At 53.5% G+C, this 26,191-nt stretch carries 27 protein-coding genes, 1 other RNA gene and 1 pseudogene; 8 read left to right on the plus strand and 21 right to left on the minus strand.

Features of this window, described 5'->3' with window-relative positions; all coding sequences use genetic code 11:
* The coding region (locus B2U47_RS00810; protein ID WP_296678692.1) for a hypothetical protein at positions 1–1,426 on the minus strand (1,426 nt) is incomplete at its 3' end.
* Between the two features lie 173 nt (positions 1,427–1,599).
* Here B2U47_RS00810 and B2U47_RS00815 point away from each other — a divergent pair.
* Positions 1,600–1,833 (plus strand): hypothetical protein, encoded by a 234-nt coding sequence (locus B2U47_RS00815; RefSeq protein WP_093070229.1) that lies wholly within the window; start codon positions 1,600–1,602, stop codon positions 1,831–1,833.
* A pseudogene (locus tag B2U47_RS17255) lies at positions 1,830–2,027 on the plus strand (HNH endonuclease); the annotation flags it as partial. The gene B2U47_RS00815 and the pseudogene B2U47_RS17255, both read left to right, overlap by 4 nt.
* A 37-nt stretch (positions 2,028–2,064) precedes the next feature.
* Here the strand turns inward: B2U47_RS17255 and B2U47_RS00820 are convergent.
* The 19 genes from B2U47_RS00820 to rfbA form a co-directional block, all read right to left on the minus strand.
* Entirely contained in the window at positions 2,065–2,247 is a 183-nt protein-coding gene (locus tag B2U47_RS00820; RefSeq protein ID WP_296683751.1) for a hypothetical protein, read from the minus strand.
* A 337-nt stretch (positions 2,248–2,584) separates the two neighbouring features.
* Positions 2,585–2,949: a transfer-messenger RNA gene (gene ssrA, locus B2U47_RS00825) on the minus strand.
* Between the two features lie 101 nt (positions 2,950–3,050).
* Positions 3,051–3,542, minus strand: coding sequence for a hypothetical protein (locus tag B2U47_RS00830; protein WP_296678702.1), 492 nt, complete (start codon positions 3,540–3,542; stop codon positions 3,051–3,053).
* The gene (locus B2U47_RS00835) at positions 3,539–3,943 is read right to left on the minus strand and encodes a CopD family protein (RefSeq protein WP_296678704.1); all 405 of its coding nucleotides are present in this window, start codon (positions 3,941–3,943) and stop codon (positions 3,539–3,541) included. The genes B2U47_RS00830 and B2U47_RS00835 overlap by 4 nt, the downstream gene beginning before the upstream one ends.
* 109 nt (positions 3,944–4,052) lie before the next feature.
* The gene (locus B2U47_RS00840) at positions 4,053–6,248 is read right to left on the minus strand and encodes a GumC family protein (protein WP_296678706.1); all 2,196 of its coding nucleotides are present in this window, start codon (positions 6,246–6,248) and stop codon (positions 4,053–4,055) included.
* A gap of 83 nt (positions 6,249–6,331) precedes the next feature.
* Positions 6,332–7,426 (minus strand): acyltransferase family protein, encoded by a 1,095-nt coding sequence (locus tag B2U47_RS00845; RefSeq protein WP_296678708.1) that lies wholly within the window; start codon positions 7,424–7,426, stop codon positions 6,332–6,334.
* A gap of 12 nt (positions 7,427–7,438) precedes the next feature.
* Positions 7,439–8,845, minus strand: a complete 1,407-nt coding sequence (locus B2U47_RS00850; RefSeq protein WP_296678710.1) for an undecaprenyl-phosphate glucose phosphotransferase — start codon at positions 8,843–8,845, stop codon at positions 7,439–7,441.
* Positions 8,846–9,159: 314 nt separating this feature from the next.
* A complete protein-coding gene (locus tag B2U47_RS00855) occupies positions 9,160–9,993 on the minus strand; it encodes a glycosyltransferase (RefSeq protein ID WP_296678712.1) in 834 nt (277 codons plus the stop codon).
* Complete coding sequence (locus B2U47_RS00860; protein ID WP_296678716.1) at positions 9,993–10,919, minus strand: glycosyltransferase family 2 protein; 927 nt, start codon at positions 10,917–10,919, stop codon at positions 9,993–9,995. Before B2U47_RS00860 ends, B2U47_RS00855 begins: the two co-directional genes overlap by 1 nt.
* Entirely contained in the window at positions 10,916–11,374 is a 459-nt protein-coding gene (locus B2U47_RS00865; protein ID WP_296678718.1) for an acyltransferase, read from the minus strand. Before B2U47_RS00865 ends, B2U47_RS00860 begins: the two co-directional genes overlap by 4 nt.
* The gene (locus tag B2U47_RS00870) at positions 11,371–12,669 is read right to left on the minus strand and encodes an O-antigen ligase family protein (RefSeq protein WP_296678720.1); all 1,299 of its coding nucleotides are present in this window, start codon (positions 12,667–12,669) and stop codon (positions 11,371–11,373) included. The genes B2U47_RS00865 and B2U47_RS00870 overlap by 4 nt, the downstream gene beginning before the upstream one ends.
* 8 nt (positions 12,670–12,677) lie before the next feature.
* Positions 12,678–13,961: an oligosaccharide flippase family protein gene (locus tag B2U47_RS00875; RefSeq protein ID WP_296678722.1), complete on the minus strand. Its 1,284-nt coding sequence runs from the start codon at positions 13,959–13,961 to the stop codon at positions 12,678–12,680.
* Positions 13,958–14,455, minus strand: a complete 498-nt coding sequence (locus B2U47_RS00880; protein ID WP_296678724.1) for a glycosyltransferase — start codon at positions 14,453–14,455, stop codon at positions 13,958–13,960. The genes B2U47_RS00875 and B2U47_RS00880 overlap by 4 nt, the downstream gene beginning before the upstream one ends.
* Positions 14,452–14,919: an oligosaccharide biosynthesis protein Alg14 gene (locus tag B2U47_RS00885; RefSeq protein WP_296678726.1), complete on the minus strand. Its 468-nt coding sequence runs from the start codon at positions 14,917–14,919 to the stop codon at positions 14,452–14,454. The genes B2U47_RS00880 and B2U47_RS00885 overlap by 4 nt, the downstream gene beginning before the upstream one ends.
* Positions 14,916–15,872: a class I SAM-dependent methyltransferase gene (locus B2U47_RS00890; RefSeq protein WP_296678728.1), complete on the minus strand. Its 957-nt coding sequence runs from the start codon at positions 15,870–15,872 to the stop codon at positions 14,916–14,918. The genes B2U47_RS00885 and B2U47_RS00890 overlap by 4 nt, the downstream gene beginning before the upstream one ends.
* Entirely contained in the window at positions 15,872–16,933 is a 1,062-nt protein-coding gene (gene rfbB / locus B2U47_RS00895; RefSeq protein ID WP_296678806.1) for a dTDP-glucose 4,6-dehydratase, read from the minus strand. The genes B2U47_RS00890 and rfbB overlap by 1 nt, the downstream gene beginning before the upstream one ends.
* 2 nt (positions 16,934–16,935) lie before the next feature.
* Positions 16,936–17,811, minus strand: coding sequence for a dTDP-4-dehydrorhamnose reductase (rfbD, locus tag B2U47_RS00900; protein WP_296678730.1), 876 nt, complete (start codon positions 17,809–17,811; stop codon positions 16,936–16,938).
* Positions 17,808–18,356 carry a dTDP-4-dehydrorhamnose 3,5-epimerase gene (gene rfbC / locus B2U47_RS00905; RefSeq protein ID WP_296678732.1) on the minus strand — a complete coding sequence of 183 codons (549 nt, stop codon included), beginning with the start codon at positions 18,354–18,356 and terminating at the stop codon, positions 17,808–17,810. The genes rfbD and rfbC overlap by 4 nt, the downstream gene beginning before the upstream one ends.
* Positions 18,353–19,237: a glucose-1-phosphate thymidylyltransferase RfbA gene (rfbA, locus tag B2U47_RS00910; protein WP_296678734.1), complete on the minus strand. Its 885-nt coding sequence runs from the start codon at positions 19,235–19,237 to the stop codon at positions 18,353–18,355. Before rfbA ends, rfbC begins: the two co-directional genes overlap by 4 nt.
* Positions 19,238–19,428: 191 nt before the next feature.
* On the opposite strand from rfbA, the gene B2U47_RS00915 reads away from it, so the two are divergent.
* From B2U47_RS00915 to ppk1, 6 genes are all read left to right on the plus strand, one after another.
* Complete coding sequence (locus B2U47_RS00915; RefSeq protein ID WP_296678736.1) at positions 19,429–19,776, plus strand: hypothetical protein; 348 nt, start codon at positions 19,429–19,431, stop codon at positions 19,774–19,776.
* 136 nt (positions 19,777–19,912) lie between these two features.
* Positions 19,913–20,599, plus strand: a complete 687-nt coding sequence (phoB, locus tag B2U47_RS00920) for a phosphate regulon transcriptional regulator PhoB (protein WP_296678738.1) — start codon at positions 19,913–19,915, stop codon at positions 20,597–20,599.
* Positions 20,600–20,683: 84 nt separating this feature from the next.
* Positions 20,684–21,880 (plus strand): glycosyltransferase family 4 protein, encoded by a 1,197-nt coding sequence (locus tag B2U47_RS00925; RefSeq protein ID WP_296678740.1) that lies wholly within the window; start codon positions 20,684–20,686, stop codon positions 21,878–21,880.
* Positions 21,858–22,391 (plus strand): phosphatase PAP2 family protein, encoded by a 534-nt coding sequence (locus B2U47_RS00930; protein WP_296678742.1) that lies wholly within the window; start codon positions 21,858–21,860, stop codon positions 22,389–22,391. The genes B2U47_RS00925 and B2U47_RS00930 overlap by 23 nt, the downstream gene beginning before the upstream one ends.
* A 12-nt stretch (positions 22,392–22,403) precedes the next feature.
* A complete protein-coding gene (locus B2U47_RS00935) occupies positions 22,404–23,078 on the plus strand; it encodes a GNAT family N-acetyltransferase (protein WP_296678744.1) in 675 nt (224 codons plus the stop codon).
* Positions 23,044–25,152, plus strand: a complete 2,109-nt coding sequence (ppk1, locus tag B2U47_RS00940; protein ID WP_296678746.1) for a polyphosphate kinase 1 — start codon at positions 23,044–23,046, stop codon at positions 25,150–25,152. Before B2U47_RS00935 ends, ppk1 begins: the two co-directional genes overlap by 35 nt.
* Here the strand turns inward: ppk1 and B2U47_RS00945 are convergent.
* Positions 25,149–25,970, minus strand: coding sequence for an RMD1 family protein (locus B2U47_RS00945; protein ID WP_296678748.1), 822 nt, complete (start codon positions 25,968–25,970; stop codon positions 25,149–25,151). The two genes, ppk1 and B2U47_RS00945, sit on opposite strands and share 4 nt — an antisense overlap.
* Between the last annotated feature and the right edge of the window lie 221 nt (positions 25,971–26,191).

Below are 26,191 nucleotides of genomic sequence, written 5' to 3' on the forward strand. Positions count from 1 at the left end.
CCACGGGAAATCCCAAAGAGCCACGTTTCTCTAATAGATTCAGTTCTGCCGCGTTGGATTGTAACAGGCTGTGATAGTCGAAGAGGTGTTGGTGGATTAGTTTGAATAGTACAGGCTCATGTTCGTGGCTTTCCGCTTGTAGGTGGTCACGTATGACCGCGTGCAGGTAATGCGACTCCTCTTGTTTTGTCCAGAAAGAATAAGCGGTCAATTCATGTAAGCTGATGACGGCTGCGCCGCCCAGAAAGGTTTCACATAAGTTGAGGAACAAGGTTTCATCCAGCCAGCGCGTGTAGGAGGCAACCCGTAAAGCGCGGCGCGTCGTATCCGGTAAATGGCTGATGAAACGGGCAAGCATTTCCGGCTCTTTGCCACCGTATTCATCCGCTTGTGGGGTGAGGTTGCGCCGTTTGCAGCTTTCGTATTGGTCAACCTGCAAGTTGAGGTAGAACGGAATGCCTTTAGCACTCTCCACAATCCGCGCCCGTATGTCATTTTCGACCACGGGAACGGTTTGCAGGAAGTTGTCAGCATCGGTGTCTGTCAGGTGTTCCAATGGGCAGGGCGTGATGATGACTTGCCATTCTTTGGGGTCTTGCTGCGCCCATGCCAGTGCTTCGCGCCCCAAAATGACATGCAAGACGGCAGGCGATTCGCTGACCAACTTGCGTACCCACTTATCAATCAACAGGTCAGTTTTGCTGGGCTGGTCACGCCACAAGGCTTCGTAAGTGTCGTACAGGAACACAACACACCGCTGGGGAGCATTGATTTCGTTATGCAGCCAGTCATCGACATCAGCACCAAAAAATCCGAGTAATTTGTCTTCCAGTTCGTAGGCGGAGAATCCTTCCAACCCGACCAATAGTTCTGTGCCGCGTGTTTCCATCCAGCGTTGCAAAATACGCTTTTCATCAACTTTGTGCAGGCGTTCGAGTGCTTTCCCCAATAGTGGTAAGCCACTCAATGCTTCAGCCGTTGCTGCCAAACCTTGTAACAAGTCATGTGGTTGTTTGAACAATTCGGGATAGCTGGTTTCCAAGTTACGCCCTGCTTGTGTGATGGCAAAGTAACGCGCAAATGCGGTATCAAACGCAGGAAACCAGAGCTTGCCGTTAGCTGCCAATTGCAGACGCAGTGCCATTAGTGCAGCAATGGGGTTACGCTTGTTGCTGTCTTCAAAGTTGATTTTTGCCCATGCGAGTTGGCGTTCTTCACTATTGGGCAGGCTGTCGAGATGTTTTTCAAACTGCCCGCACAATGCCGATTTGCCTTGTCCACCTACACCATAGAAGTTCAACACACGGTATTTATTTTGATGTTGCTGGGTGGCGACCTGTTGGGCAAACAATTCACGCGCTTCATCGCGGTCAGTGAATACGCGATTTGCCTTGAAGCTGGCAGGGCGGTGGCTAGGCGTTGGCATGTGAGTCTCGTGATGCGATATGTTGAAAATAGCATCAGTCTATCAAAATCTACGATGAGAGCAGTGGCCTATTTTTTTGGATGTAGGTTGATCAGACGTTGCTTGCCAAAGTATGGTAAAACTATCGCTATTCTGTTGCTTAACGTCTTGTCAGGCTATGTCGAGGTTTTATTATGGAACGTGCTTACGAAGAAGTCATTGATTTCATTGCTGGTGGCACGACACCCGGCAAAATTATTGCGTTCCGCCCGTCCGAAGCATCCAAGGCACGGGTAAGTGAACTAATCTACAAATCCAAGAATGCTAGTATTTCTTCCGAAGAAAAGGATGAGCTTAGCCACTACATGCAATTGGAACACCTGATGCGCTTGGCAAAAGCCCGCGCCCAGCGGTATGTGGTGCAATGAGTTCGACTTACATCAGTGCAGACTTGCGCCGCGTGGTTACAGCGCGGGCAGGTAATACCTGTGAATATTGCCGGATTCATGAGGACGATACGTTTTTTGGTTGTCACATTGACCATGTAATCAGCGAAAAGCATGGCGGCTTGACGACTGAGGAGAATTTAGCCGTTGCTTGTTCTCCCTGTAATTTGTACAAGGGCAGCGACGTTGGTTCTGTGACAACAGCCGGTGTTTTTACACGTTTTTTTCATCCACGCACCGATGATTGGCATGAGCATTTTGTATTGGTGGGGGCGGTGCTAGAAGCCCGCACAGCAATCCGGGGTGATAATGCCCCAGCCTATTTTCAAAGCGTTTGGTTTGTAGCTCAATGTCGCGGTCGTTGATTTTGACCATCAGTGAGTCGAACATACCCATGTGTCAATCCTTCTGGCAATGTGGATACGGCAAGTATAGGGCATCTATGCAGGTGATGAATGGGCTAATTCTCATCAGGTAGCTGCCCAGCTCCATCAGGTCGGATTCAATGTTGGGTTCAATTCTGATGATTGCGTATCTCTCATGGCTTGGCGTTGCGGGTTGCGGTATCGGTCAAACGGTATCGGCTCCTATGGGTAGGGTAGATACCGTGCAGGATACCGCAAAAAAACGGGCTGGTATGGTTCTGGTGGGACTATATGGAACAGTAACGCGGCTCTAAGGCCGCGTTCTGTATGGGTTTTCGGTACTGCATGGGTCTGCTGATACCGTAAATTGGTGGAGGCGGCGGGAATTGAACCCGCGTCCGCAAACCCTCCATCTGAAGGCTACTACATGTTTAGTCAGTCTTTTATTTAACCCGATCACCACCGACAGACAGGCTGCTCACGGGCTGTCCCAATACTGTTTAGTGGTTTGGCCTTGGGCGAGCCTCCCGCACGATCTTATGATTGGATGATGCCTGAATATTCGTACTGCATAAGCACAGTAGCGATCAGACAGCTTTCAACCGGTTATTAAGCGGCGAGAGCGTAAGAGTCGTCGTTTGCGACTATTGTTTGTGACTAGTGTTTGAGTGGTCATCACACCCACTACATGCTCCCCAGACTTTGTGATCCACGTCGAAGCCAAGTCGCCCCCGGAACTGTTTTCAGCAAAGCTGTTGAATGCGCGATTATATGCTTTGACGTCTGGTATGTCATGTAGTTCCGTATCCGGTGGCGGCAAGTATCTGACAGGCGTTAGTGACGTAGGTTAAAAACGATTTGCCCAGCGTCGGTCAACAGCTTGTGGCGGATAAGCCAGTGACGGGCATCTTCTGCATCTTGATGAAACCAGTCGGCAGCAGAACCCAGGCGGAAGGTATATCCCCAGTTATCCATGTCCTGCAACATGCGCCCGCTGCCCATACCGGGAATCAGGTCGGCGAGCAGGATTTGCAGGTAGCAGACAGCATCTTCCTCATCGGTTTCTCCGCCTGCATCGGTATGCAGGTTTTGCCGCCGTTGCTCATCCATGCAGATGATGTGGCAGCTTTCATGCAGGATAGAGTGAACCGGCGTATCAGGGCGAGCCAGCACACTCAGGCCGATGATTCCGGCTTCTGCTTCCTTCCAGTAGCTACCGGGAATTTCTACTCCAGCAGGCAGTTGCTCGAAGTGCAAACCGAAACGTGCCAGTAATGCAACCACAGGCTGTCTACCAAGTTCACTCAGGCGCAAGACTTCGCTCACGCCAAAAACCTGCCAGCACTGGCAATGGCGACAGTCAACAGGCCAATCGCCAGGTTGATGCCAATCAGAACACGGATTTTGGCAAGGGCTTTGCCTGCTTCCTGCCAGCGCATTCCTAATACATAGTCATGCAGACGACGATAGGGCACAAAGTACACAAACATGAAAATGCCCATCATGACCAGACCAAGGCCATTCATGGCGTGGACGAACAATGGGGCATTTGCCATGCCGCCGAACCTGTTGAACAACATCCAGTAGCCAGTAGCGAGGATTAGGGCAACAGCCGCCCAAACCCAAGGGAAAAAGCGTGCAAATACCTGTGACCACAGTGGCAGGCGTTGGGGTGGCTCCAGAATGCTGGCAGCAGCAGGGCGCAGAGCTACATAGGCAAAAAACATGCCTCCAACCCAAATGACAACAGACAAAATGTGTAAAGCAATCGCAATCGACACAGCAAGGGGTTCCTTTGTGAAATTAAGCCCATCATTTTACACCGAAAGACAGTAGTTACAGCAACTTGAAACGTTGTAACAAGGATGCCAGTTTGCCGGAAGGTGCTGTTTGACTGTTGCCAGATTGGTAGTAGTAATAATTGGCATAGTCATAGCCAAAATTTCCTCCCCGGCGCATGTCTACGCGATTCAGCAAAATGCCGGAAAGGTTGGCATGGGATTGGCGCAGCCGTTTGAGGGCGTTACCGAGGGTACTCAAGTGGGTGCTTTCTGCACGGACTGTTACCAGAGTGGTATCCGCCAGGGATGCCAGAATGACCGCATCTGCCAGGCCCAGTACCGGCGGGCCGTCAATCAGAATCAGGTCATAGGCATCACGGGCTGTTGCCAACAGACTTTCCATCTGGGCTGATGAAATCAGTTCTGCGGGATCGTCTGGTAGCGTACCGGCGGGGATCAGACTAAGGTTGTTGATGCCGGTTGCTTGCACCATTGCGGTGGTATCACCGTAGCCTTCTAGGTAATTGGAGAGGCCGGTTTCGTTGGTAATACCCAGTGTTTTGTGCAGGGATGGATTGCGCAGGTCGGCGTCGATCAGCAATACCTTGTTGCCTGCATTGGCGTAGGCGCAGGCAAGATTGGAGGTAGTGGTGGATTTGCCTTCACCTGCATGGGCGCTGGTGACAAAAATGATGCCTTTGCTGCCATCTTGCAGGACAAAACGCAAGGCAGTACGCAAGGAACGGAAGGATTCGGCAATACTGGAACGTGGTTCTTTGACAGCGAGCATTGCCAATTGGTCTGGGGTGTAGTCCTGCACGGCGGGGACAATACCGAGTACAGGCAAAGCGGTGGCGCGTTCCAGTTCGGCAACGTCTTTTACCCGGTCATCCATGAAATCACGCAGGAAGGCTGCTGACATACCAAGCAATAAACCCAGCAGTGTGCCGAAAGCCAGATTGGTCGAAAGGCTAGGCTTGAATTTCTTGAGTGGAACCTGCGCCTTGTCGATGATGACAACGTTATTAGCTGCCATACCACCTGCCACACTTATTTCCTTCATGCGTTGCAGCAGGCTTTGGTAGAGTTCCTGATTGGTTGTGACTTCGCGCTGGAGAGTATTGTAAGCGATGGACTTGTCCTGTTCCTGCATGGCGGCGGCTTTGGCTCTGGCAATGCTTTCGTGTACCAGCGATTCTTCTTTTTTGATGGCTTCCAGTTCACTGTTGATGCTGGTGAGTTTGGTGGCAATTTCTGCATCAATCTCATTTTCCAGATTGCGGATTTGTTGGCGTAATTCTGCGGTGGATGATTTTTGGGTCTTTAATTGGTCAAGGCGCTGAGCCAGTGTTTGCAGGTAGGCAGAGTTGTCCTTGAGGATACCAATGCGCTCAGCGGCTGGACGAGCCTTGTCAGACAGCACAGCGAGCTTGCTTTCCTTGTCAAAACGCTCCTGCTGGATTTGTGATAGTTTTTCGGAGAAAGTTTGCACATTCATGGAAGACGTGGTGACATCTTTACCATCAATCTGAATGATTTCATGTTCCTGGGCGTATTGGGTTAGGCGTTTTTCTGCTTCTTCCAGCTTATTTTTGGCCTCTTGTACGCTACCGGACAGGTAAGTTTGTGCATCAGTCGCGGCGGAGGAGCGGCGTTCCATGTTCATGGCATGGAAGGTGGCGGCAACCGCGTTGGCAATCTGGGCGGCCTGTTCCGGGCTGGAGGATTCGTAATGGATGGCAACCAGCCGCGAGTTTTTGACTGGTTCGACACTCAGGTTGTCAATCAGTTGTTCTTCAAGGACAGTTTGCTTGACGCGGGGATCATCGCTGCCAAACCATTGCTTGATTTTGCCTATCAGGGAACTGGGTGGTGTGTTCTCATGCAGCTTGAGGGTTTCAATGACTTTGGCCGCCAAAGCACGGCTGCGGATCAATTCAAATTGTGTCTGGTAGAAGTCGCGGGTATCGCGGATGTCGCCACTGTTGTTGAGATCGGATTCACCAAATTTGATTGTGGTTCCTTCCCGCTCAATTTGCAATGTCGTGGTTGAACGGTAAACATTGGCGCTGAGCAGTGTGTACAGTAAGGTCAGCAGCACGGTCACACCAGCAATCAGGGCTATCAAGCGTTGTTGCCTGACCAGTGTCTTCCAGAAATCACGCAGATCCAGCGTATCCCTTGGTTTGGTCTCGGGGCGCTGCTGCTGGTTGCTGCGGTATGGAAGGTTGTTGCGGTTGTCTTGTTGCATGGTCAGGTTACATTACTAAAGTAAAAACTGGCGGAAATACAAATATTCAAGAGCGGATTGTAGCAACTCTTGAGCAAAGCATACTAACCGGATTTTTCCGGTGTCCGGTAGAGCGAGTTGATAAATCGCCGTAAAGGTGTTTCCACCCACTGGAATGAAAGTATGGCTGTTCCTGTCAGTACAATGACAAACAGGTAAAAGTGCAGGGCGCTGTTGTCAGGAATCCAGCCCGCTACGACTTTTTCATAAATACCATGTAGGGGTTTTTGCAGGATATACAGGGAAAAACTGGCCTCACCCAGCAAAATCATCCATTTGTGTTGTAAATACTGGCTGAGGTGACTGGTATTGAGAGCCAGTAACACAATAAAAACCAGAAACAGGGGGGCAATCAGGCCATTGGTATAATCAAAACGGATACCGGTTGTAGCGATCAACGGCTGGCGGGCAATCAGCAACAAGACAATCAGGGCAATGCAGGCCAACAGACCAGCATGATTGAGCAAAGGAGAGGAATAAGATTGCAATTTACCTTCCAGTAGCCATACACCAGCGATGAAGCCAATGACAAAGGTATTAAGGTGCATGATGGGGCTGTAGTAAATGAAATCATGTAATGCGGAAAAGGGGGCATAGTCGTGCGTGTTCAACAGCACGGTGTGTGCCACCTGGGTGCTGAGCCAGAGTACAACGCTGCCAATTATCAGTGCTTTGAGATGATGGCGTTTGGCAACCAGTAGGAGCAAGGGGAAGAACAGGTAAAAAAATGCTTCCACGGAAAGCGACCAGCCCGGAGAGTTGAGTGTCAGTGGATAGCCGGGAATCCATGCCTGCAACATGCTGATACCAAGGCCGACGGTCAGGGGATCACTGCCAGCCTCGTTGAATTTGGCAGCAATCATCACCAGCAATGCCAGCAGGTAGATAGGGTAGATGCGGGCAAACCGTGCCAGCCAGTAACGTCCACTGGCAAAGGGTTGGTTGTTGTCAGGCCGGTAATAGGCAATAGCCATGATAAAACCGGACAAAACATAAAAATAACTGACAGCGATTGGACCTGCGGTCAATACCGGGTTGAGTAACGGCAAATTGGCAGGGAACACATTGACCCCGTAATGGAAGAAAACGACACTTAGCGCAGCGATATAGCGGGTGAAGGTAAGTTGGTCAATTTTCACAGGTTAGCCAGCTCAGTAGGCATTCCTGTCATGCAGGGTCTTGAAAGCAGTAACAAAAATAATTTTCATATCCAGACCCAGGCTCCAGCGGCGAATATATTCCATGTCATATTCCACCCGTTTTTGCATTTTGAACAGGGTATCCGTTTCACCACGCCAGCCATTAACTTGTGCCCAGCCGGTAATGCCAGGTTTCATCAGGTGGCGTAACATGTAACCGGGAATGATCTGCTTGTATTCTTCGTTATGCGCGACGGCATGAGGTCGTGGGCCGACAATCGACATGTTGCCCTGCAATACGTTGAAAAACTGGGGGAGTTCATCCAGCGACGTCTTGCGCAGAAATGAGCCTACCGGGGTAACACGATGGTCGTTGCGGGTGGCTTGCCGGATGTTGTTGCCATTTTCACATACTGTCATGGTGCGGAATTTCCAGACCTGGAATTTTTCGCCTCGCAAACCATGTCGCGTCTGTTTGAACAACACAGGCCCCGGTGAAGTCAGCTTGATCGCTGCCGCTATCAGTAACATCAGAGGTGATACCAGCAACAGCAGCAAGGAACCAATGATCAGGTCTTCCATGCGTTTGAGGGCAGTATGCTGGACTGACAGGGGGGCTTCATGGACGCAGAGGACAGGAGTGTCAGCAATCTCCATGTAGCGGCTATGCAAGAGTGAGGTTGTAAAGTGGTCAGGAATGAGGCGGATTGGGGTGATGCTGTCAGTGAGTGAACGGATCAGGCTGAGGGCTGCTGAATGCTGGTTGCTTGTCGGAGCCAGATAGATTTGATCCCATTCCCCGCAACGGGCTGCTTCCAGCAACTCCTGCTTGCCCCCGATACGGGCATAATGTCTGGGCAGATCCAGCGGCTTTTCTTCATTACCCAGTTCATAAAAACCGGCAATCTGAAAACCGGATTCGGGTTTTTGTTCCAGCGCACGGGCAAAGCGCAAGCCCTGTTCAGTAATGCCTGCGATAGCGATGGTGCGGTTGTTGATACCGACTTGTTTGAGGCGGGCTTGTAGCGTGCGCAAGGTGTAACGGTTGGCAATCAACAGGACGGGCGTCATAAAGAGCCAGCTTATAAGGACAAACCGGGAGAAGTCATCAGAGGTTTTTGCTGCAAATATGACAAACACGACCAGCAGGAAAGTTGTCAGCCATGTCACCAGTAAACGGATGACTTCATCGCGCAGAAACGGGCGAGCACTCCATGAGGTATAGATGTCTGTAAAGCGGGCAATCAAACCAAACAGGAGGGACGTGCCCAACCCGGCAGCAAGATAGCCTGCTGTGTTGTGGGCATAAGCGCTGTCATAGAAGGAACCCAGCGCCAGAACACCTAGAATGACCAGTGTATCTGCACTGCGGTAGATCAGTTCGGAGCTGATTTTCTTGTCTACCTTCATGTTTTCCATTCAACTGTTATCCTCTGTCTGGCGGTCATGCTTTCAGACTGCCACGGAATTTTGTTGTCATTAGGTAACTTGCAGCGCGAAATCTTACAGGTGTGATGTAAAAAAACAACACCTCACGTAAAAGTTTTTCACCAGACAGACGAAAGGCTGGGAATCTCCATCTGTTTGTTGTGCAAGCATATTTAATATAAACAGCCTTTTTTGACACTCAGGGCTGCTGAAAACTGCCCTTAATATAGCCTATATATGGCTTCTTTGTCGCAGAAAAAACACAAGCGGCAGCGTTTTCTTGATCAATTTGCCAAATCCCGCGATTAGCCCGGCAGGCGTGATGTACTATCTGTTTCCCACCGATAATTGCGCAGGTTACGATATTGCCAGGTAGCCCGCAGGCGGATGAATAACGTAATTGATAAATATACTGATGCTGGGATGAAGTCCCGGCTAAACAGCTTGTTGCGCAGGATACTGCTGTAAGGTTTTTGCTCTGTTTGGGAGCACAAACCGGATGTCGCCAGTTGCATGTTACCCAGCCGTGCCCGCGTCTTGATCTTGATCAGAGAGGTCAGGGTATGCGGGGCGGCAATGAAAATTTGCGCACCGGCAATGTTGCGGCGTTCATGCCGTGCAAACTGGCAGCGGACAAAACCGTCATCATTGATCACTTCCGGGAAACGGGCAAAGCGTTGGTGGCCTGCCTCACTGACAACATAGCTGCATGTGGCGACCACACCTTCACGGATGTAAGGGAGTTGTAACCAGATGTGGTAAAACTGCCGGACAAACCAAGATGAACGGGAAGTATCAATCACGGGTTCCGGTGCTGCCAGCAATGTCTCGCCATTTTTCATGCCGGTTACGATGGTCTGGATAGCGTTGGCAGACAGGCGTGTATCTGCATCAATGTAGAACACGGGCCAGCTCGTAATGTGTTTTTCAGCCTCATTCAGGGCATTGACCTTGGATGGTTTGGCAATATCCAAGCAAATGGCTTGCGGATATTCATTGCGTACAATCTCGGCGGTGTTGTCACTACAGCCGTTGCAGGCCACAATCAGGGTATCCAGCCCCGGCTGATCCATGAGGCTGTCAAGACAGCGGCGGATGACAGTTGCTTCATTATGGGCGGGTACAATCACGCTTGCCATCAGCGGTATCCCCGTAGCCAGTCGGCACGCTGTGCGTACACCATCTGCCATTGTTTGCGTTGTTCGGAATGCGGTTTGAACAGGGTGTGCAACAGGTGTTTGTTGAGCACATACCAGTACAGCAGGAAATGTTGCAGGGGGCGTTGCCAGCGGGGGGCATGACGGTTGGCAAGTTCCACTTTGCCCTTGAGCAGCTTGACCATCTTGGCGGAAAAGTTGTTATGGCTGACGCCACCGTGATGGATAATGCGGGCATCCGGGGTGACAATCGGCTGATGTCCGTAAGCTCTGGCTCGCAGGCAATAATCGGCTTCTTCCGCATACATGAAGAAGCTGGCATCTAAGCCATCCAGTTTGTCCCATAGCTCACGGGTAGTCAGGAAAAAACAGCCAGATACAATGTCGACTTTCTTGACGGTATCGCGTTGCCAGCAGCCGTAATTGACCCGGTTGAACAGGCAACTGTGGCTGAACAGCTTGCTTAAGCCCAGGGCGCTGAACAGCAACGTGCTGAGGGTGGTTTCAGCCCAGGCGTGCTGGCTGTTAAGGCTCAGGTCATTGTTCAGGGTAACGCCACTCCAGATACCGTTACCGGGGTGTTGTTCGGCGAATTGCAGCAAGCGGTCAATGGCATTGTCGAGAATGACGGTATCAGGATTGAGCAGCAGTAAATATTTCCCCTGTGCTTGTGTTACCCCGGTACGTACACCTCCGGCGAACCCCGGATTTTGCCCGGAATCAATCAGCTTGATGTCGGGAAACTGTTCGCGGATGACCTTGACTGAATCATCCTGTGAGGCATTGTCCACCACGATGATTTCAAAGCGGGTTTGCCGGGTTTCACGCAAGACGGATTCCAGTGCCCGTTGGATGAATTTGGCTGTGTTGTAGGAAACCAGGATGATGCTCAGCTCAGGTGTGCTCACGCCAGCCTCCCGTAAGCAATGGTCTGGATGCCGGATTTCAATATTTTTGCCGGATTGCCGCCCACAATGGAGTTGGCAGGAACATCTTTGGTGACAACACTGCCAGCACCGACAATCACCTGATCACCGATGGTCACGCCGGGCAGGACAATGGCGCCGCAACCGATAAAGCAGTTTGCCCCGATTTTGGTCACTTGCTCAAAACTGCCGCCATGCCGCCGGGTTGCATAGTCATGCGCCAGAATGATGGAATCAAACGCGATATAGGTTTTTTCACCAATTTCGAGGCAGCGTGGATTGGTTTTGTCCAGGCGTGCCTTGAAGGAAATGCGCACATCCGGGGCAATTTTCATCCCGTACAAGGTGCGGAAGTACCAGGTGCGCAGCCACAGCAGGCTGTCCCGGAACCACACCAGCCACATGTAAACTCGCTGGTTGACAAAACGTAGTCTCATAAGCGTTCGCCATCGGTTGGTTGTGTGCCTGAATCCGGCAAGCTGCCGGTTTCATCCCAAGTGTAATAACGTGCCCAGCCAATCATCCCCAGTGCAAAGAAAAACATGGGCTGGAGTTTGCCAAAATAATCAACGGTAAAGCCGATCAGGATCAGGGATAAAAACGACAGCAGCCAGGCTGTCACCATCCAGCGGGTTGCCTCAGTATGTTTCCAGCTATGATTCAAGGTGCTGAAAGTGGCATACAGGCTGGCAAGCAGCAGCAGGAATGCGGCAAAAATTCCGTGTTGCAAGGTCAACAGCAGCCAGAAACTGTCAATACTGTTGCCAAACCAGTCAGTGATCCAGTATGGGCGTGTCCAGTCGTGCAGGCCAGGGCCGATCAGGCCAATGCCCATAATCGGGTTGTCTGCGATGTCATCCATGCTGTGTTCCCACTGCATCATGCGGAAATAGCCAGTATTCGGGTTAAAGGTCAGGTACGAAATCAGGATGCCGAAAAAGCCCCGGTTGGAAAATGCATTGATCAGCATGGCTCCGGCAATGCCACCGAAAAACAGGGCAATCCACAAACGGCGGGCACTATGCCAGAAGCGGGTTAAAATAGCGATACCTGATTGAAAAATAAGGGATAGCAGGGGGGCGGAAGACAAAGTGGTAATCATGGAAATCACCAGTCCGACCACATTCAACCCTACCAGCAAGCTGCGCGAGCGTAACCACCACAGGAAAGCAAACGGGAAGAACAAGGCCAGCAGGGAACCATACAGGATGGGATGCTCAAACAGGCTGGTTGCCCGCATGATACCGCCACGGATGTAGTAATGCGTATACAAACGGTAGTCGAGTGCATCATGCCCGGTCAGCCACTTGGCAATGTCATGCATGAAGCGGTGCTGGGCAAAGGCTTCATAGATGGCAAACAGGGTCAGGGATGTCAGAATGATGATAAATAGCCGATTGATATGGAAAAAGCGTTCCGGGGTGGTAATAAACAGGCGTGCCAGCCAGAAGGCTCCCAAGGTTTCAATCGCGTAAATGCCGGTGGATTCCACCGATTGTTGCAGCCCGTGGTTATGCCAGATGCTGGCAAAGGCCAGTATTATCAGCCCGATCAGCAGCACATCCACCAGATCGGCCTGTTCCAGCAGGGTTTTGATGTTCAGCAATGCGTACAGCAGGGTAACACCCAGCACAATCCGGTACGGCTCAATACGCACCGATCCCGCCATGGTGTAAAACTCCACCGGGATGAATACGGATATGACGAACAGGATGGCAAGTAGTCGCAGCATGATAATCCTTATGATAGCCGTCCCTGGTCATTTAGCAGGCGATTTTTGAAGAAAAACACTATTACCCCCCCCGTCAACACCAGATTGGCGAGCAAGGTCGCGCCCGCAGCACCTTCAATGCCATAGTGCGGAATCATCAGCAGATTGGCGATAATGTTCACGACCAGCGCACTCATGAGCAGGATATTCAGGTAACGTACCTGTTCCTGAATGATGAACATGAAAGAAAACGTCAGGCTCATCGCCCGTACAAACTGTGCTACCAACAGGATGGCCAGTGCCATGCCCGCCTGTACATATTCCAGGCTGAAAACTGCCAGGATGAAATCACTGGTCATCAGTAACAGCAGGGTTACGATACCGAGTACACCTGCTACCAGCCCGGTTGCCTGCCAGAAAAATCGCCGGGTCTGTTCCGGCTGCTGCTTGTGGATTTTCAGCAGACGCGGGTAAATGGTGGCATCCAGCGCCCCCAGAAAAAACAGGCTCACAAATGACAGGCGTGCCGCGACCGTAAACAGGGCGACATCTTCGTTGCTGAGTAGCAAACCAGTCAGCAGGGTGTCTGCCCACAGCATCAGGAAGGAAAAAAAGGAAACCGGCGCGAGAGGCAAGGACTGTTGCAGCACATCCCGTACCTTGAACGGTGTACTGACGGCAGGTGACAAGTCCTGCCACCACGGGCGCAACCAATGGAATGACCACAAACCTGCCAGCAACAAGGAGGCGATATACAACCACAAATAATGCTGGTTTTGGGTGAAGATCATCCAGAACACAACAATCAGCAGCATGTAAGTGACTGCCGGAAGCGCGTTTTGTACCAGCAGGGATTGGGACGTATGGCGGATGGCTTTCAGGAAGGCCGAGTTCAGCATCACCAGATTGAAAAACAGGATACCGCTACCTGCCGCCAATAATGGCAACAACTGGATGGCATCATCAAACAGCAGGTGTTGCGTCAACGGGGCAAACACGAGCCAGCCCAGCATAAACACCACACTGCTGAGCAGAACCAGCCGGTAGGCAGCCTGCAAGTATTGCCCCTGTTGACGTTGTTCCGTTTCAGGGATGCGGGCAACATCCCGCACCAGCCATTGCTCGACCCCCAAACGGCTAAACAGGGAAATACCCGTCACCAGCGTCATCAGCATGAACACCATCCCGGCCTCATGCATCGGCAAGTTGCGGGTCAGGGTAATGGCTACGGCGAAATTCAGACCTACCCCGGCAAAACGTGCGATGGTCGACAAGGCACTGGTTATTAGCAGGGAATGGTTTTGCAGGTTCATGCCGGTTTGCCGCCCTGTTTGGGGAAGCGGATGGCCTGATCAATGAAATCAACCAGGGTTTGTCGGCGTGCTCCGGGTGTTTGTGTGGCTGCTTGCAGGTCGTGTTGCCGTTCCAGCAGGGCATACAGTTCGTCCTGGCTGGTGGCGGTATATACGCCAGACAGTTTGCCCATCCACGCTAATCCGTCCAGTTGATGGTCATTGCGGTGTTCGCCCAAAGCGTGTTGGCGATTCATGACGATGATGGGTTTGCGGTTTTCCAGTGCTGTGATGATGTTGCCCATGCCTGCGTGCGAAATGATCAGGCTGGCAGCTTGTAGATGCTGGTTGAAGGTATCCGTGGTCATGAAGCGTTCCCAGCGCAAATGCTGCGGCAGGTACTCGCCACCGGCAATCTGGGCGATACCTGCCATCTGGTGCTGTCCCACCCATTCATCCACGCTGCGGATCAGGCGGTCGAATGGAAATTGCGTACCTACGGCGACAAAGATCACAGGACTGCTCCCTTGAACAGGATGTCCTGCCCGTTACTCAGGTGTTCCCATTGGGTCAGGAATACATCAGCACGTTTTTGGGCAAGGCGACCGGCACGGGAAATCTGTTTCACATTGGCGATACTGTCTACCCAGATGGTGCGGATACCGAGCAGGCTGCCGAGCCAGACAGCCACAAACCCAGGGGCGGCGCCGGTGGAGAGGATGGCTTGCGGGCGTTCTTTCAGCAGCACATACAGCACCTGCAAAGCGCAGGGAATCAGCTTCCACTTGTCATCTGCACTCACATCGGTGACGGAATACACCTTTTTGCCCTTGAGCGTACTGGCTGTGCCGAACAGGTCGCCGGGCATGGCGTAAACAATATGGTAACGTCCTTCCAACCCCTGACACAGGCGGGTCAGTTGTATCCAGTGACCTCCGGGAGAGGAAATGGCCAGCAACTTGGGAAGGGTTGTGTTCAAGTGGGTTTCCTCAAATAGAATGCAGCCTGATCGCCCTGATTGATTGCGTTTAATTCACGTGAACGTTGTTCAAAGGCGCGGATTTCCTTGGCAGTAAACAGGGCATTTTGCGGCGATTCTGCCCATGAACGCGGGTCACGCAAGGGAATGTCCTGCTCGTATTGCTTGCTGCCCCAGAATTGCAGGGCAAACGAGTCATACACGACCTGTTCGAGCTGAAAGCCTGTTTGTGCCGCCAGTGCCTGCATACTGTTGAGCGAATGCAGGAACAGATGGCGTGGGGCATCCAGTTGCACCCAGTTGACCCCGTATTCCTGCCATGCCCAGGAAGACACGGTGGGAACCCGCACCAGTGCCATACCGCCGGGTGCTAGGATACGGAATGCCTGTTGCAGGTTGGCTTGCTGCTCAGGCAGGTGCTCAAAGGAATGGTGAAACATCACCAGATCCCATTGCCCGGTTTCACTGAAAATATCGCGTTTTTCGATGTGCAAGCCGTTGGGGTAACTGATGTCTGCACGGTTGAACGGGTCGATGCCCAACAGATGCTGAAAGCCAATCTCACGCAGGGAATGCAGCAAATGACCTGCACCACAACCCACATCCAGAATGCGCGATGTCGGATTGATTCCGGCAGGGCGCAAGCTGGCCAGTTTGGCATTGGGGGAGAGGAAATGCATGATGCGCCCAAGCTGGCAGTGCCCGGTGGCAGCCCAGGTGTCGCGCATCCGCAGCAGCTTTTGTTTCAACGCACTACCGCTGTTACCGACACCGCTGTAGGAATAGTAATTGTCAGGGTAATAATCTCCCAGATTGCCGGGAATGCTGGCAATTTGCAGACAGCCACAATCGGCACACTGGAAATAAGGGTGCTCATCACGCAGGCCGAGCATCATTTCCTTGGCTACGTAAGCGCGGTGTGCACCTTCACTGCCACAGATACGGCATTTCATCAGGTTTTGTCCCCATGTGTACCGAATAGCTGGATGCCTTCCTGCCAGAATTCCGGTCTTGCCAGATACCATTCCAGTGTTTTTGCCAGGCCAGACTGGAAGGTTTCTGCCGGTTCATAACCCAGTTCGCGGCAAATCTTGCTGTTGTCGATGGCGTAGCGGCGGTCATGACCGGGGCGGTCTTGCACGTAGGTGATGTGCTGACGGTGCGGCACATGCGGTGAAGCAGGGAAGCGGCTATCCAGCAGGGCGCACAGTTCATGGATCAGGCTCAGGTTGGCCTGCTCGTTATTGCCACCAATGTTGTAGGTTTCCCCCACCCGCCCGGTGCGGATGATCAGGTCGATCCCCCGGTTGTGGTCGTCCACGTACAGCCAGTCGCGTACCTGTTGCCCATCACCGTAGATGGGTACGGGCTGACCTTGCAGCAGCCGGGCAATTGCCAGCGGGATCAGCTTTTCCGGGTACTGGTAAGGGCCGTAGTTGTTGGAACAATTGCTGGTACTGGTCTGCAAGCCATAGGTATGCTGGTAAGCCCGCACGATATGGTCGGAAGCCGCCTTGCTGGCAGCATACGGCGAGTTGGGAGCATACGGTGTGATTTCGGTGAATGCCGGGTCAGTAGGCGACAATGTGCCATACACCTCGTCAGTGGAGACGTGGTGGAAACGGTGGGCAAAACCGGGCTTTTCTTCCAGCCAGACTTTTTTTGCCGCTTTCAGCAGGCTGTGCGTACCGTCAATATTGGTTTTCAGGAAAGCATCCGGCCCGTAGATGGAACGGTCAACGTGCGACTCGGCAGCAAAGTGCACGAGGGTGTCGATGTTTTCTTCACGCAGCAAGGTTTCCACCAGTGGCTGGTCGAGGATGTCACCGTGTACAAAACGGAAACTGCTCTGGCTTTCCAGCGGTTGCAGGTTCTCGTAACGGCCTGCGTAGGTCAGCGCATCCAGCACAACCAGCCGTGTATCCGGGTACTGTTGCAGCCAGTAGTGGACGAAATTGGTGCCGATGAAACCTGCTCCGCCAGTGACGAGCAGGTTACGGGGTTGATGTGTCATAGTCATGTTGTTGGAATCTGTTGTTTCAATTCAGTCAGCATCTGCCGCAGGCTCACGCGCCAATGGGGGAACGTGTAACCCAGCAGTGTTTCGGTTGTGCGTTTGTCCATCACGCTGTAGGCCGGGCGGCGGGCAGGGGTCGGGTATTCTGCCGTGCGCAAGGGCTTGACCGGCACTGCCTTGTTGAGTAGCCCCAAGGCCAGTGCTTCTTCCTGAATGGCAATGGCAAAATCGTACCAGCTTGCCACACCCTGGTCGGAGCAATGGAAGATACCCTGCGGCTTTTGCGCGATGAATGACCATAGTGTGGTTGCCAGCGTGTGTGTCCAGGTCGGTGTACCACTCTGGTCAGCGACCACCCCCAGCGAGTCACGTTCTGCCATCAGGCGCAGCATGGTCTTGACGAAGTTATTGCCATAAGCTGAATACAGCCAGGAAGTACGCACAATGGCAGCACTTGGGCATAGTGTCTGTACGGCTTGTTCGCCTGCCAGCTTGCTTGCACCATACACGCCCAGTGGCTGGGCGGCGGCTTCCGGCAGGTAGGGCGAGGATTGCAGCCCCTCAAACACAAAATCGGTGGAAACGTGCAACAGGTAGATGTTCCGTTGGCTGGCTGCCTGTGCCAGTGTTGCCGCTGCATGGTGGTTGATGGCATAGACACGTTCTGTTTCGCTTTCAGCCTTGTCTACAGCGGTATAGGCGGCGGCATTGATGATGGCATCCGGCTGCTGGGCATCCAGTACGGTATTGACCTGCTGCGGCTGGGTAATGTCCAGTGATTCATGGTCAGTCGGGATCAGGGTGACATGCGCAGGGCAGGTGGCTTGCAATTCGGAGCCGAGTTGCCCGTTTGCGCCGGTAATGAGGATTTTCATGGGAAAGTGATGGCCTCCTGCCAGCTTTTGCCTTGCGCATCCTTGCCGGATACCAGTGGGGGTTGTCCGTTAGCCAATGGCCAGTCAATAGCCAAGGTCGGGTCATCCCAGCGGATGCAATGTTCGTGTTGTGGGGTGTAAAAATCCGTGCACTTGTAGAGGAATTCGGCGGATGCACTCATCACGTAGAAGCCGTGGGCGAAACCGGGCGGAACCCACAGCATGTGATAGTTTTCATCGGACAATTCTGCACCCACCCATTGCCCAAAAGTAGGCGAGGAACGGCGTAGGTCGACGGCGACATCAAATACTTTGCCGCTGGTGACTCGTACCAGTTTGCCTTGTGCCTGTTCTGTCTGATAGTGCAGCCCGCGCAGGATGCCTTGACGGGAGCGGCTGTGATTATCTTGTACGAACGACAAATTCAGCCCCAGTTCGGCAAATTTGCCTGCGTGCCAGCTTTCCATGAAAAAGCCACGGGCATCACCGAACACGGCGGGTTCAATAATCTTCACATCAGGAATGCGGGTGTCGATCAGTTTCATGCCAGTAATCCTGCCAGATAATCGCCATAGCCGCTCTTTCGCAGTGGTTCTGCCAGATGCAGCAGTTGTTCACTGTCGATGTAACCCATGCGCCATGCCACTTCTTCCGGGCAGGCAATTTTCAGCCCCTGCCGATCTTCAATCACGCGGATATAGTTGGAAGCGTCCAGCAGCGAGGCATGAGTTCCAGTATCCAGCCAGGCCGTGCCGCGCTTGAGCATTTCCACCTGCAACAGGCCACGCTCTAGGTACATCTGGTTGACGGTGGTGATTTCCAACTCACCGCGTGGGGAAGGGCGCACTTCGCGGGCAATATCCACTACCTGATTATCGTAGAAATACAAACCGGTGACGGCGTAAGGGGAGCGCGGTTTGAGCGGCTTTTCCTCGATACTTAACGCCTTACCGTTGGCATCAAACTCAACCACCCCGTAACGTTCCGGGTCTTTGACGTAGTAGGCAAACACGGTCGCCCCGTGTTGCTGGCGGCTGGCTGCTTGCAAGCGACTGGACAAACCTTCGCCGTAGTAAATGTTGTCTCCCAGAATCAGGGTGGCGGGGGCATTGCCAAGGAATTCCGCACCAATCAGGAAGGCTTGTGCCAGCCCTTCCGGTTTGGGTTGCACCGCATACTGGATGTTCAGACCCCACTGGGAACCATCGCCCAACAAGTGCTGGAACTGGCTGGAATCCTCCGGGGTGGTGATGATCAGGATGTCGCAGATACCCGCCAGCATCAGCACTGTCAGCGGGTAGTAAATCATGGGCTTGTCGTAAACCGGCATGAGCTGCTTGCTGACGGCACGAGTCAACGGGTAGAGGCGGGTGCCGCTGCCCCCGGCGAGGATGATGCCCTTGCGTTGAATGCTTGTTGTATGCATAAGTTCGGCGGCTCTTGGCCTGAGTTGGTACAAAGTGGCTAATTGTAGACAAATGCACGGAAATTTCAGCTTATTCCGGCGACCGGATGCACATCAGTAGGGTTTATCCGGCTATCGACACAGGGTAGGCGCATCAGTAGCTTGTGCTACACTCGGGCAACCGATAACAAACAGTAATGGTGAGGGTTGCAATGGATAATCCAGGCACATGGCTTGAACATCTCAAACATCCGATGGTACTGGCAGGTTTTGTCCTGTTTGTGCTGATTGGTTTACTGAAAGTATTTATGGGCAGCAAGGATTTGAGCGAAGCAAATGAGCGTTTGCTGCATAAAGGCATGAATTTTGTATTTGTGCTGGGTGTGTTGATCATTGTCGGCGGTTTTGCTTTCAGTATCATGAAACCTTCCCCGGCAACGCCGTTAGCCGCAGGTGGCAATGCCCCGGCAGCACCCGTGACAACCGGACACCAAAGTCCGGTCGTGTCAGGCAGCCAAGGCGATGTCAATATCAATTTCGGCACACCACCTGCCAAGTAACGGCTTTGCCGGAGGTCAACAAGCGCGGTGGTTTGCCAAGCGCCAATAAGACGGCAGGAAAACACCGACCTGTCACGAAACTGACACACTTCTCAGGTTAAATCGCTGAATAAAATGGACTTCTTACAGGTTTAACATGAGTACGATCCTGATTGTTGATGATGAACAGCCTATCCGCAGTATGGTGGGCTTTGCTTTGGGGCGGGCGGGTTTCGAGTTGCGCGAAGCTGCCGATGCCGAACAAGCCTATGCTGAAATTGATCGCCAGCGCCCCGAGCTGATCCTGATGGACTGGATGCTGCCCGGCGCGAGTGGGCTGGACATCGTGCGGCGTTTGCAGCGCAACGCGGAAACGCAGGATATTCCGGTCATCATGCTGACAGCCCGCACGGAAGAAAGCGACAAGATCAACGGTTTCAGCGCTGGGGTTGACGATTACATCAGCAAGCCGTTTTCTCCGGCTGAGCTGATTGCACGGATTCAGGCGGTATTGCGCCGCAGCCGTAATACCCAACCTGCCGAATCGCTGGAATTTGCAGGGCTGGCGCTTGATCCGCTCAGTCACCGCGTGACAGCCAACGGGGTGGAACTGGAGTTTGGCCCGACCGAATTCCGCCTGCTGAAATTTTTCATGCAGCACCCTGATCGGGTGTATACCCGCGAGCAACTGCTGGACAACGCCTGGGGGCGCAATGTGTATGTGGAAGAGCGCACGGTGGATGTGCATATCCTGCGCTTGCGTAAAGCACTGGCTCCGCATGGTTGCGACCACTATATCCAGACAGTGCGCGGGGCAGGCTACCGGTTTTCGCCGACAGCTTAAACACAACTGTCACACAATCGTCACTGTCTTGCAGCATTGCCCCCGCAGAATGTGCAGTATATCCACTGCCAGACGTGAATTCTTGTGTCAAAACCTCTGCTTCAGCTTGTCCATGCCAGCACCCGCCTGACGGTTGTCACCGAGACGTGGCCGCCGGAAATCAATGGAGTGGCGCATACCATCAGTCGGATGGTGGAAGGTTTGCGGGGGCGTGGTGGCTACCAGATCCAGTTGGTGCGCCCACGTCAGTTGGCACGTGAAAAAGCCCGCCGCGAAGATGGTTTCCATGAATACCTCGTCAACGGCCTGACCCTGCCTTTTTACAAGGAAGTGCGCCTGGGCTTTCCGCAATACCATGCCCTCAAGCGCCTGTGGAAGAAACAGCGCCCGGACATCGTGCAAATCGTCACTGAAGGCCCGCTAGGCTATTCGGCGATGAAGGCGGCGAAAAAACTCGGCATTCCGGTCATCAGTGATTTCCACACCAATTTCGACCAGTACAGCCGTTACTATCGTTTGAGCGGTTTTTTCAATCTGGCAAAACGCTATTTGCGTCACGTCCACAACCAGACGCTGGTCACGCTGGTTCCCACCCGTGAGCTGCAACAGCAACTGGCTGCGAGCGGTTATACCAGGGTCGGCATTCTGGAACGCGGTATTGATACCCGCCAGTTCAACCCTCAGCGGCGCAACCTTGCCTTGCGCCAGCGTCTGGGGGTGCGTGACGACCAGTTGCTGGTGACGCTGGTATCACGCATGGCGCAGGAAAAAAACCTGGATCTGGCGTTTGTGGCGTTCCGCACCATCCAGCAACACGTGCCGGATGCGCAATTCCTGCTGGTCGGTGATGGCCCGGAACGCAAACGCTTGCAGGAAGCCCATCCTGACTGCCTGTTCGCCGGGATGCAGACCGGCACGGCACTGGCAGAACACTATGCCAGCGGCGACCTGTTTCTGTACCCCAGTACCAGCGAAACCTTCGGCAATGTAGTGCTGGAAGCGATGGCCAGCGGTCTGCCGGTCGTAACTTTCCATTATGCCGCTGCCTACGAACACATCCGCCACGCTGACAACGGCATGGCAGTACCACTGGATGACAACGCCGCTTTCATTGATGCCAGCCTTGCGTTGGCGCGTGACCCCGTTTTGCGCCAGCAACTGGGCGAATGTGCCAGCCAGACCGCGCTTGGTCTGAGCTGGGAAAAGGTGGTGGAGCGGCTGGATAACACGATTCAAACTGTCTTGCGCGAGGTGCGCCATGAAACTGCTCCATCAGCTTAACGACCGTGAAATTCCCCTGTGCCTGCTGTTCAACCGCATCAATCACTTGAAGCCGGTCAGTCTGTTGTTTGCCGCCGTCAGCCGTTTGGGCAATGGTGTGTTCTGGTACGTGCTGATGTTGATGTTGCCGCTGCTGTACGGCTGGGAAGCTGTGCAGGTTTCGCTGCACATGGGGCTGGTGGGATTGGCGGGGGTATTGATTTACAAATGGCTGAAAACCTCCACAGAACGGGTACGCCCCTACCACCATAACGGTGACATTTTCCAGAATGTGGCAGCACTCGACCAGTTTAGTTTTCCCTCCGGGCATACCTTGCACGCGGTCAGCTTTAGCTGGGTATTGCTGCATTACTACCCCGAATGGGGCGTGCTGGTCATCCCGTTTGCGCTGCTGGTGGCGTTGTCGCGGGTAATTCTGGGGCTGCATTACCCCAGTGACGTGCTGATCGGGGCATTCCTGGGCGCGGGGCTGGCACAAGGCAGTGTTTGTCTGTTGTCCTGCGTGTTTTAAGGAGGATTCACCATGACCTTGCAACCCGTTACCCTGGAAGGCCGTTTGGTAAGGCTGGAGCCACTGGTCGAATGGCATTTTTCCGAGCTGTTTCAGGCAGCCCGTCGTGATGCCCGCATCTGGCAATACATGTTCTACGGTGACATGAGCGAACGCAGCAACATGGAAGCCTTTCTCGTCAATGCCATCCGCTTGCGTGAAGCGGGGACTGACCAGCCGTTTGCAGTGATCGACAAGGCGTCAGGCCGTGCCATCGGCAGTACCCGTTACCGCGACATTTGCATGAAACACATGAAGCTGGAAATCGGCGGCACATGGTATGCACCCGAATTCCAGCGCACCGGCATCAACCTTGAAAGCAAATACCTGTTGCTGCGCCATGCGTTTGAAACCTTTGGCATCTTGCGGGTACAGTTCAAGACCGACATCCGCAATGCAGCATCGCGCAAATCGCTGGAAAAAATGGGGGCAGTACAGGAAGGCATTTTGCGCCGCAGTGCCATCATGCCGGATGGAGTCATCCGCGATACAGCTATCTACAGTATTCTGGACACCGAGTGGGGGATGGTGAAACAGGGCATTGAAGCCCGCCTGCAACGCCATGCCTCACGCCCGCTTTTATCGCTACTGGAATCAGGACATTACCTTGGACATGGAACCACACAATCCCACAACAACAAGCATTGACGCACCAGCCCGTAAGGATGTGCCGCTGGATAACCCGGATTTCTACATCAACCGCGAACTGAGCCTGCTGGCTTTCAACTGCCGGGTACTGGAGCTTGCCAGTGACCCGCAGATTCCATTGCTGGAACGCCTCAAGTTTCTGTGCATTTCCAGTTCCAACCTTGACGAGTTTTTTGAAGTACGGGTAGGGCGGCTAAAACAGCAGGTGGGGCTGGAAATTGCCGCACTGGGGGCAGATAGCTTGTCGCCTACTGCGGTGTTACGCCTGATCCACCAGAATGCCAGCGATCTGGTGGATCGCCAGTACAAGCTGCTGAATGAAACCCTGATCCCCGCCTTGCGTCAGGAAGGGGTGTATTTCGTGCGCCGCACCCATTGGGATGAGCGCCAGCGTGCCTGGCTGTCGGATTATTTCGACCATGAACTGATGCCGCTGCTCAGCCCGCTGGGGCTGGATCCGGCACATCCGTTTCCCAATGTCATCAACAAAAGCCTGAATTTCATCGTCAGCCTGCAAGGCACGGATGCTTTCGGGCGTGAAATCGACACCGCCATTGTGCAAGCACCGCGCAGTTTGCCGCGCATCATCCGCTTGCCTGCCGGGATGGCAGCGACGGAAAACTGTTTCGTGTTCCTGTCGTCGATCCTGCACGCCTTTATCGGGCGGCTGTTTCCGGGGATGGAAGTGCTGGGCAGTTACCAGTTCCGCCTGACCCGCAACAGCAACATGTTTGTCGACGAGGAAGATACCGACGACTTGCTGGAAGCCATGCAGGGCGAACTGCCGCAGCGCAATTACGGCGAGGTGGTGCGGCTGGAAGTTTCCGACCATTGCCCGCAGGACAACATCGACTACCTGATGGAACAATTCGACCTGCAAGCCCGTGATGTTTACAACGTTAACGGCCCGGTCAACCTCAACCGCCTGATGGCGATCAGCGATCTGGTGGAGCGCCCGGAGTTACGTTTTCCCCCTTTTCGCGCTACCCCACCGATTACGGAACGCTACCCGGAGATTTTTGAGCGTATCCGCCATACCGATGTGCTGTTGCATCACCCTTACCAGAGTTTCCAGTCGGTGATTGATTTCATTGGGCAGGCTGCCAGTGACCCGAATGTGCTGGCACTGAAAATGACCCTGTACCGCACCGGCAAAAAATCCGCCATTGTTGAGCATCTGGTGCGGGCAGCCCGTGCAGGCAAGGAAGTCACGGTGGTGGTGGAACTGCGGGCGCGTTTCGATGAGGAAGCCAACATCAACCTGACCAACCAGTTGCAACGTGCCGGGGCGCATGTGGTGTATGGCGTGGTGGGTTACAAGACCCATGCCAAGCTGTGTCTGGTGGTGCGGCGTGAAAGCCAGCAGTTGCGCCGTTACGCCCATCTGGGTACGGGTAATTACCATCCCGGTACTGCGCGTATTTATACCGATTTCGGCTTGCTGACCAGCAACCCCGACATCACCGAAGATGTGCACAAGGTATTCCTGATGCTGACCGGGTTGGGCAATATTCAGGGCATGAAGTCGCTGCTGGTGGCACCTTTCACCCTGTACAACAGCATCCTGCAAAAGATTGCGCGGGAAATCAGCCACGCCCGTGCGGGTATGCCTGCATTGATCCGTGCCCGCATGAATTCGCTGATTGAGCCGCAGACTATCCACGCGCTGTATCAGGCGTCACAGGCCGGGGTACGGGTGGAACTGGTGGTACGAGGGATTTGCTGCCTGCGCCCCGGCATTCCCGGCGTGTCGGACAATATCCATGTGCGTTCGGTGATGGGGCGCTTTCTGGAACACCCGCGTGTGTTCTACTTCCTGAATGCGGGGGAGGAGGAGGTGTATTGCTCCAGTGCTGACTGGATGCCGCGCAATTTCTTCCGCCGGGTGGAAGTGGCTTTCCCGATCCTCAACCCCAAACTGCGGCAGCGGGTGATCCACGAAGCGTTTGAGCTGCACTTGCAGGATAATACCCAAGCGTGGGAATTGCAGGCGGATGGGGCATACCTGCGCTGCCAGCCGCAAGAGGGTGAAGAGGCGCTGACGGCACAGTCGGCGTTGTTGCAGGCATTTTAATGCCCCCGAAAAAACAGCTCGTATAGCGTCAAACCGATTTCCACCACAATCAGGATGACGATGTACCATTCCACCCGATGGCTGCGCTGGGCTTGCAACAAGTCCAGCAGGGTTTCGGCGGTGTTGGAAATGACTTCGAGTTTGCGTTCCAGTGCCAGATGGCGTTCCCGCAGCTCGAATTCGTCTTCCAGTCGCAGGTAAAGCCCTTCGAGTTCAGGGCGTTCCCACAGCAGGTCTGGTTTGTCGGCAACTTCGGCACGCCCCACACTGCGCTGCTGGCTGAGCAGGGAATCACCAATGTAACTGAGTAATTCGCGCATTTTGCGCCCGCCTTGCCCGCGTTTGCTCAGGTTTTGCGCCAGCGGTTCGATCTGTTCAAAGGTTTTGGCAACCCGTGCTTCGTCATCCGACAGTACGGAACTGCGGGCGAGCATTTCCGCCACCAGTTGCAGGCGCTGGATGGAAGTATCATGCAGCCACAGGCAACCTTGCGCATCAATGCCTTCCAGTACGCTGGCATCAATCCGCAGGTTGATCTGCTCGTTTTCAGGCCAGGTACGCGGTTCGCTGGTCAGGGTCAGCAAGCGTTCCTGAAATTGTGCTTCCTGTTCGTTGCTCATGCCGACGAAAACCGCCACACCGTAACGCAGTAAAACCACGCAGCCACCGCCAGGAATGGCAACGGTCAGCGGGTTGATGGCAAGGATTTCATCGGCGCGGAACGGCTTGGTGTCAATGCGGCTACCGATCAGGGTAGCACGGATGCGGATACTGGTATCGGTTTGCGGGTTGAGGTGCAGATTATTGATGTTGTTCATTGCCGTGTTGTACTGGTTGGGGATGCCGATCACTCACCGTGGATACATTCTACTTTCAAGAAAAGGAAAAAGCTCTCTACGCAGGAGTTGTCATAGCACTTTTTTTGATTTAGCCCAACAATCCCAGACACCCACAAGAAGTGAGTGCACTAGACTCGGCACTTGAGGTGAAAAGAGCAAGCGGCTGAAATAGCCAAACTCAAATGGAAACTCTGGGTGAC

This window comes from Thiothrix sp. UBA5583, assembly GCA_002425225.1.
Classification (GTDB): Bacteria; Pseudomonadota; Gammaproteobacteria; order Thiotrichales; family Thiotrichaceae; genus Thiothrix; species Thiothrix moscowensis.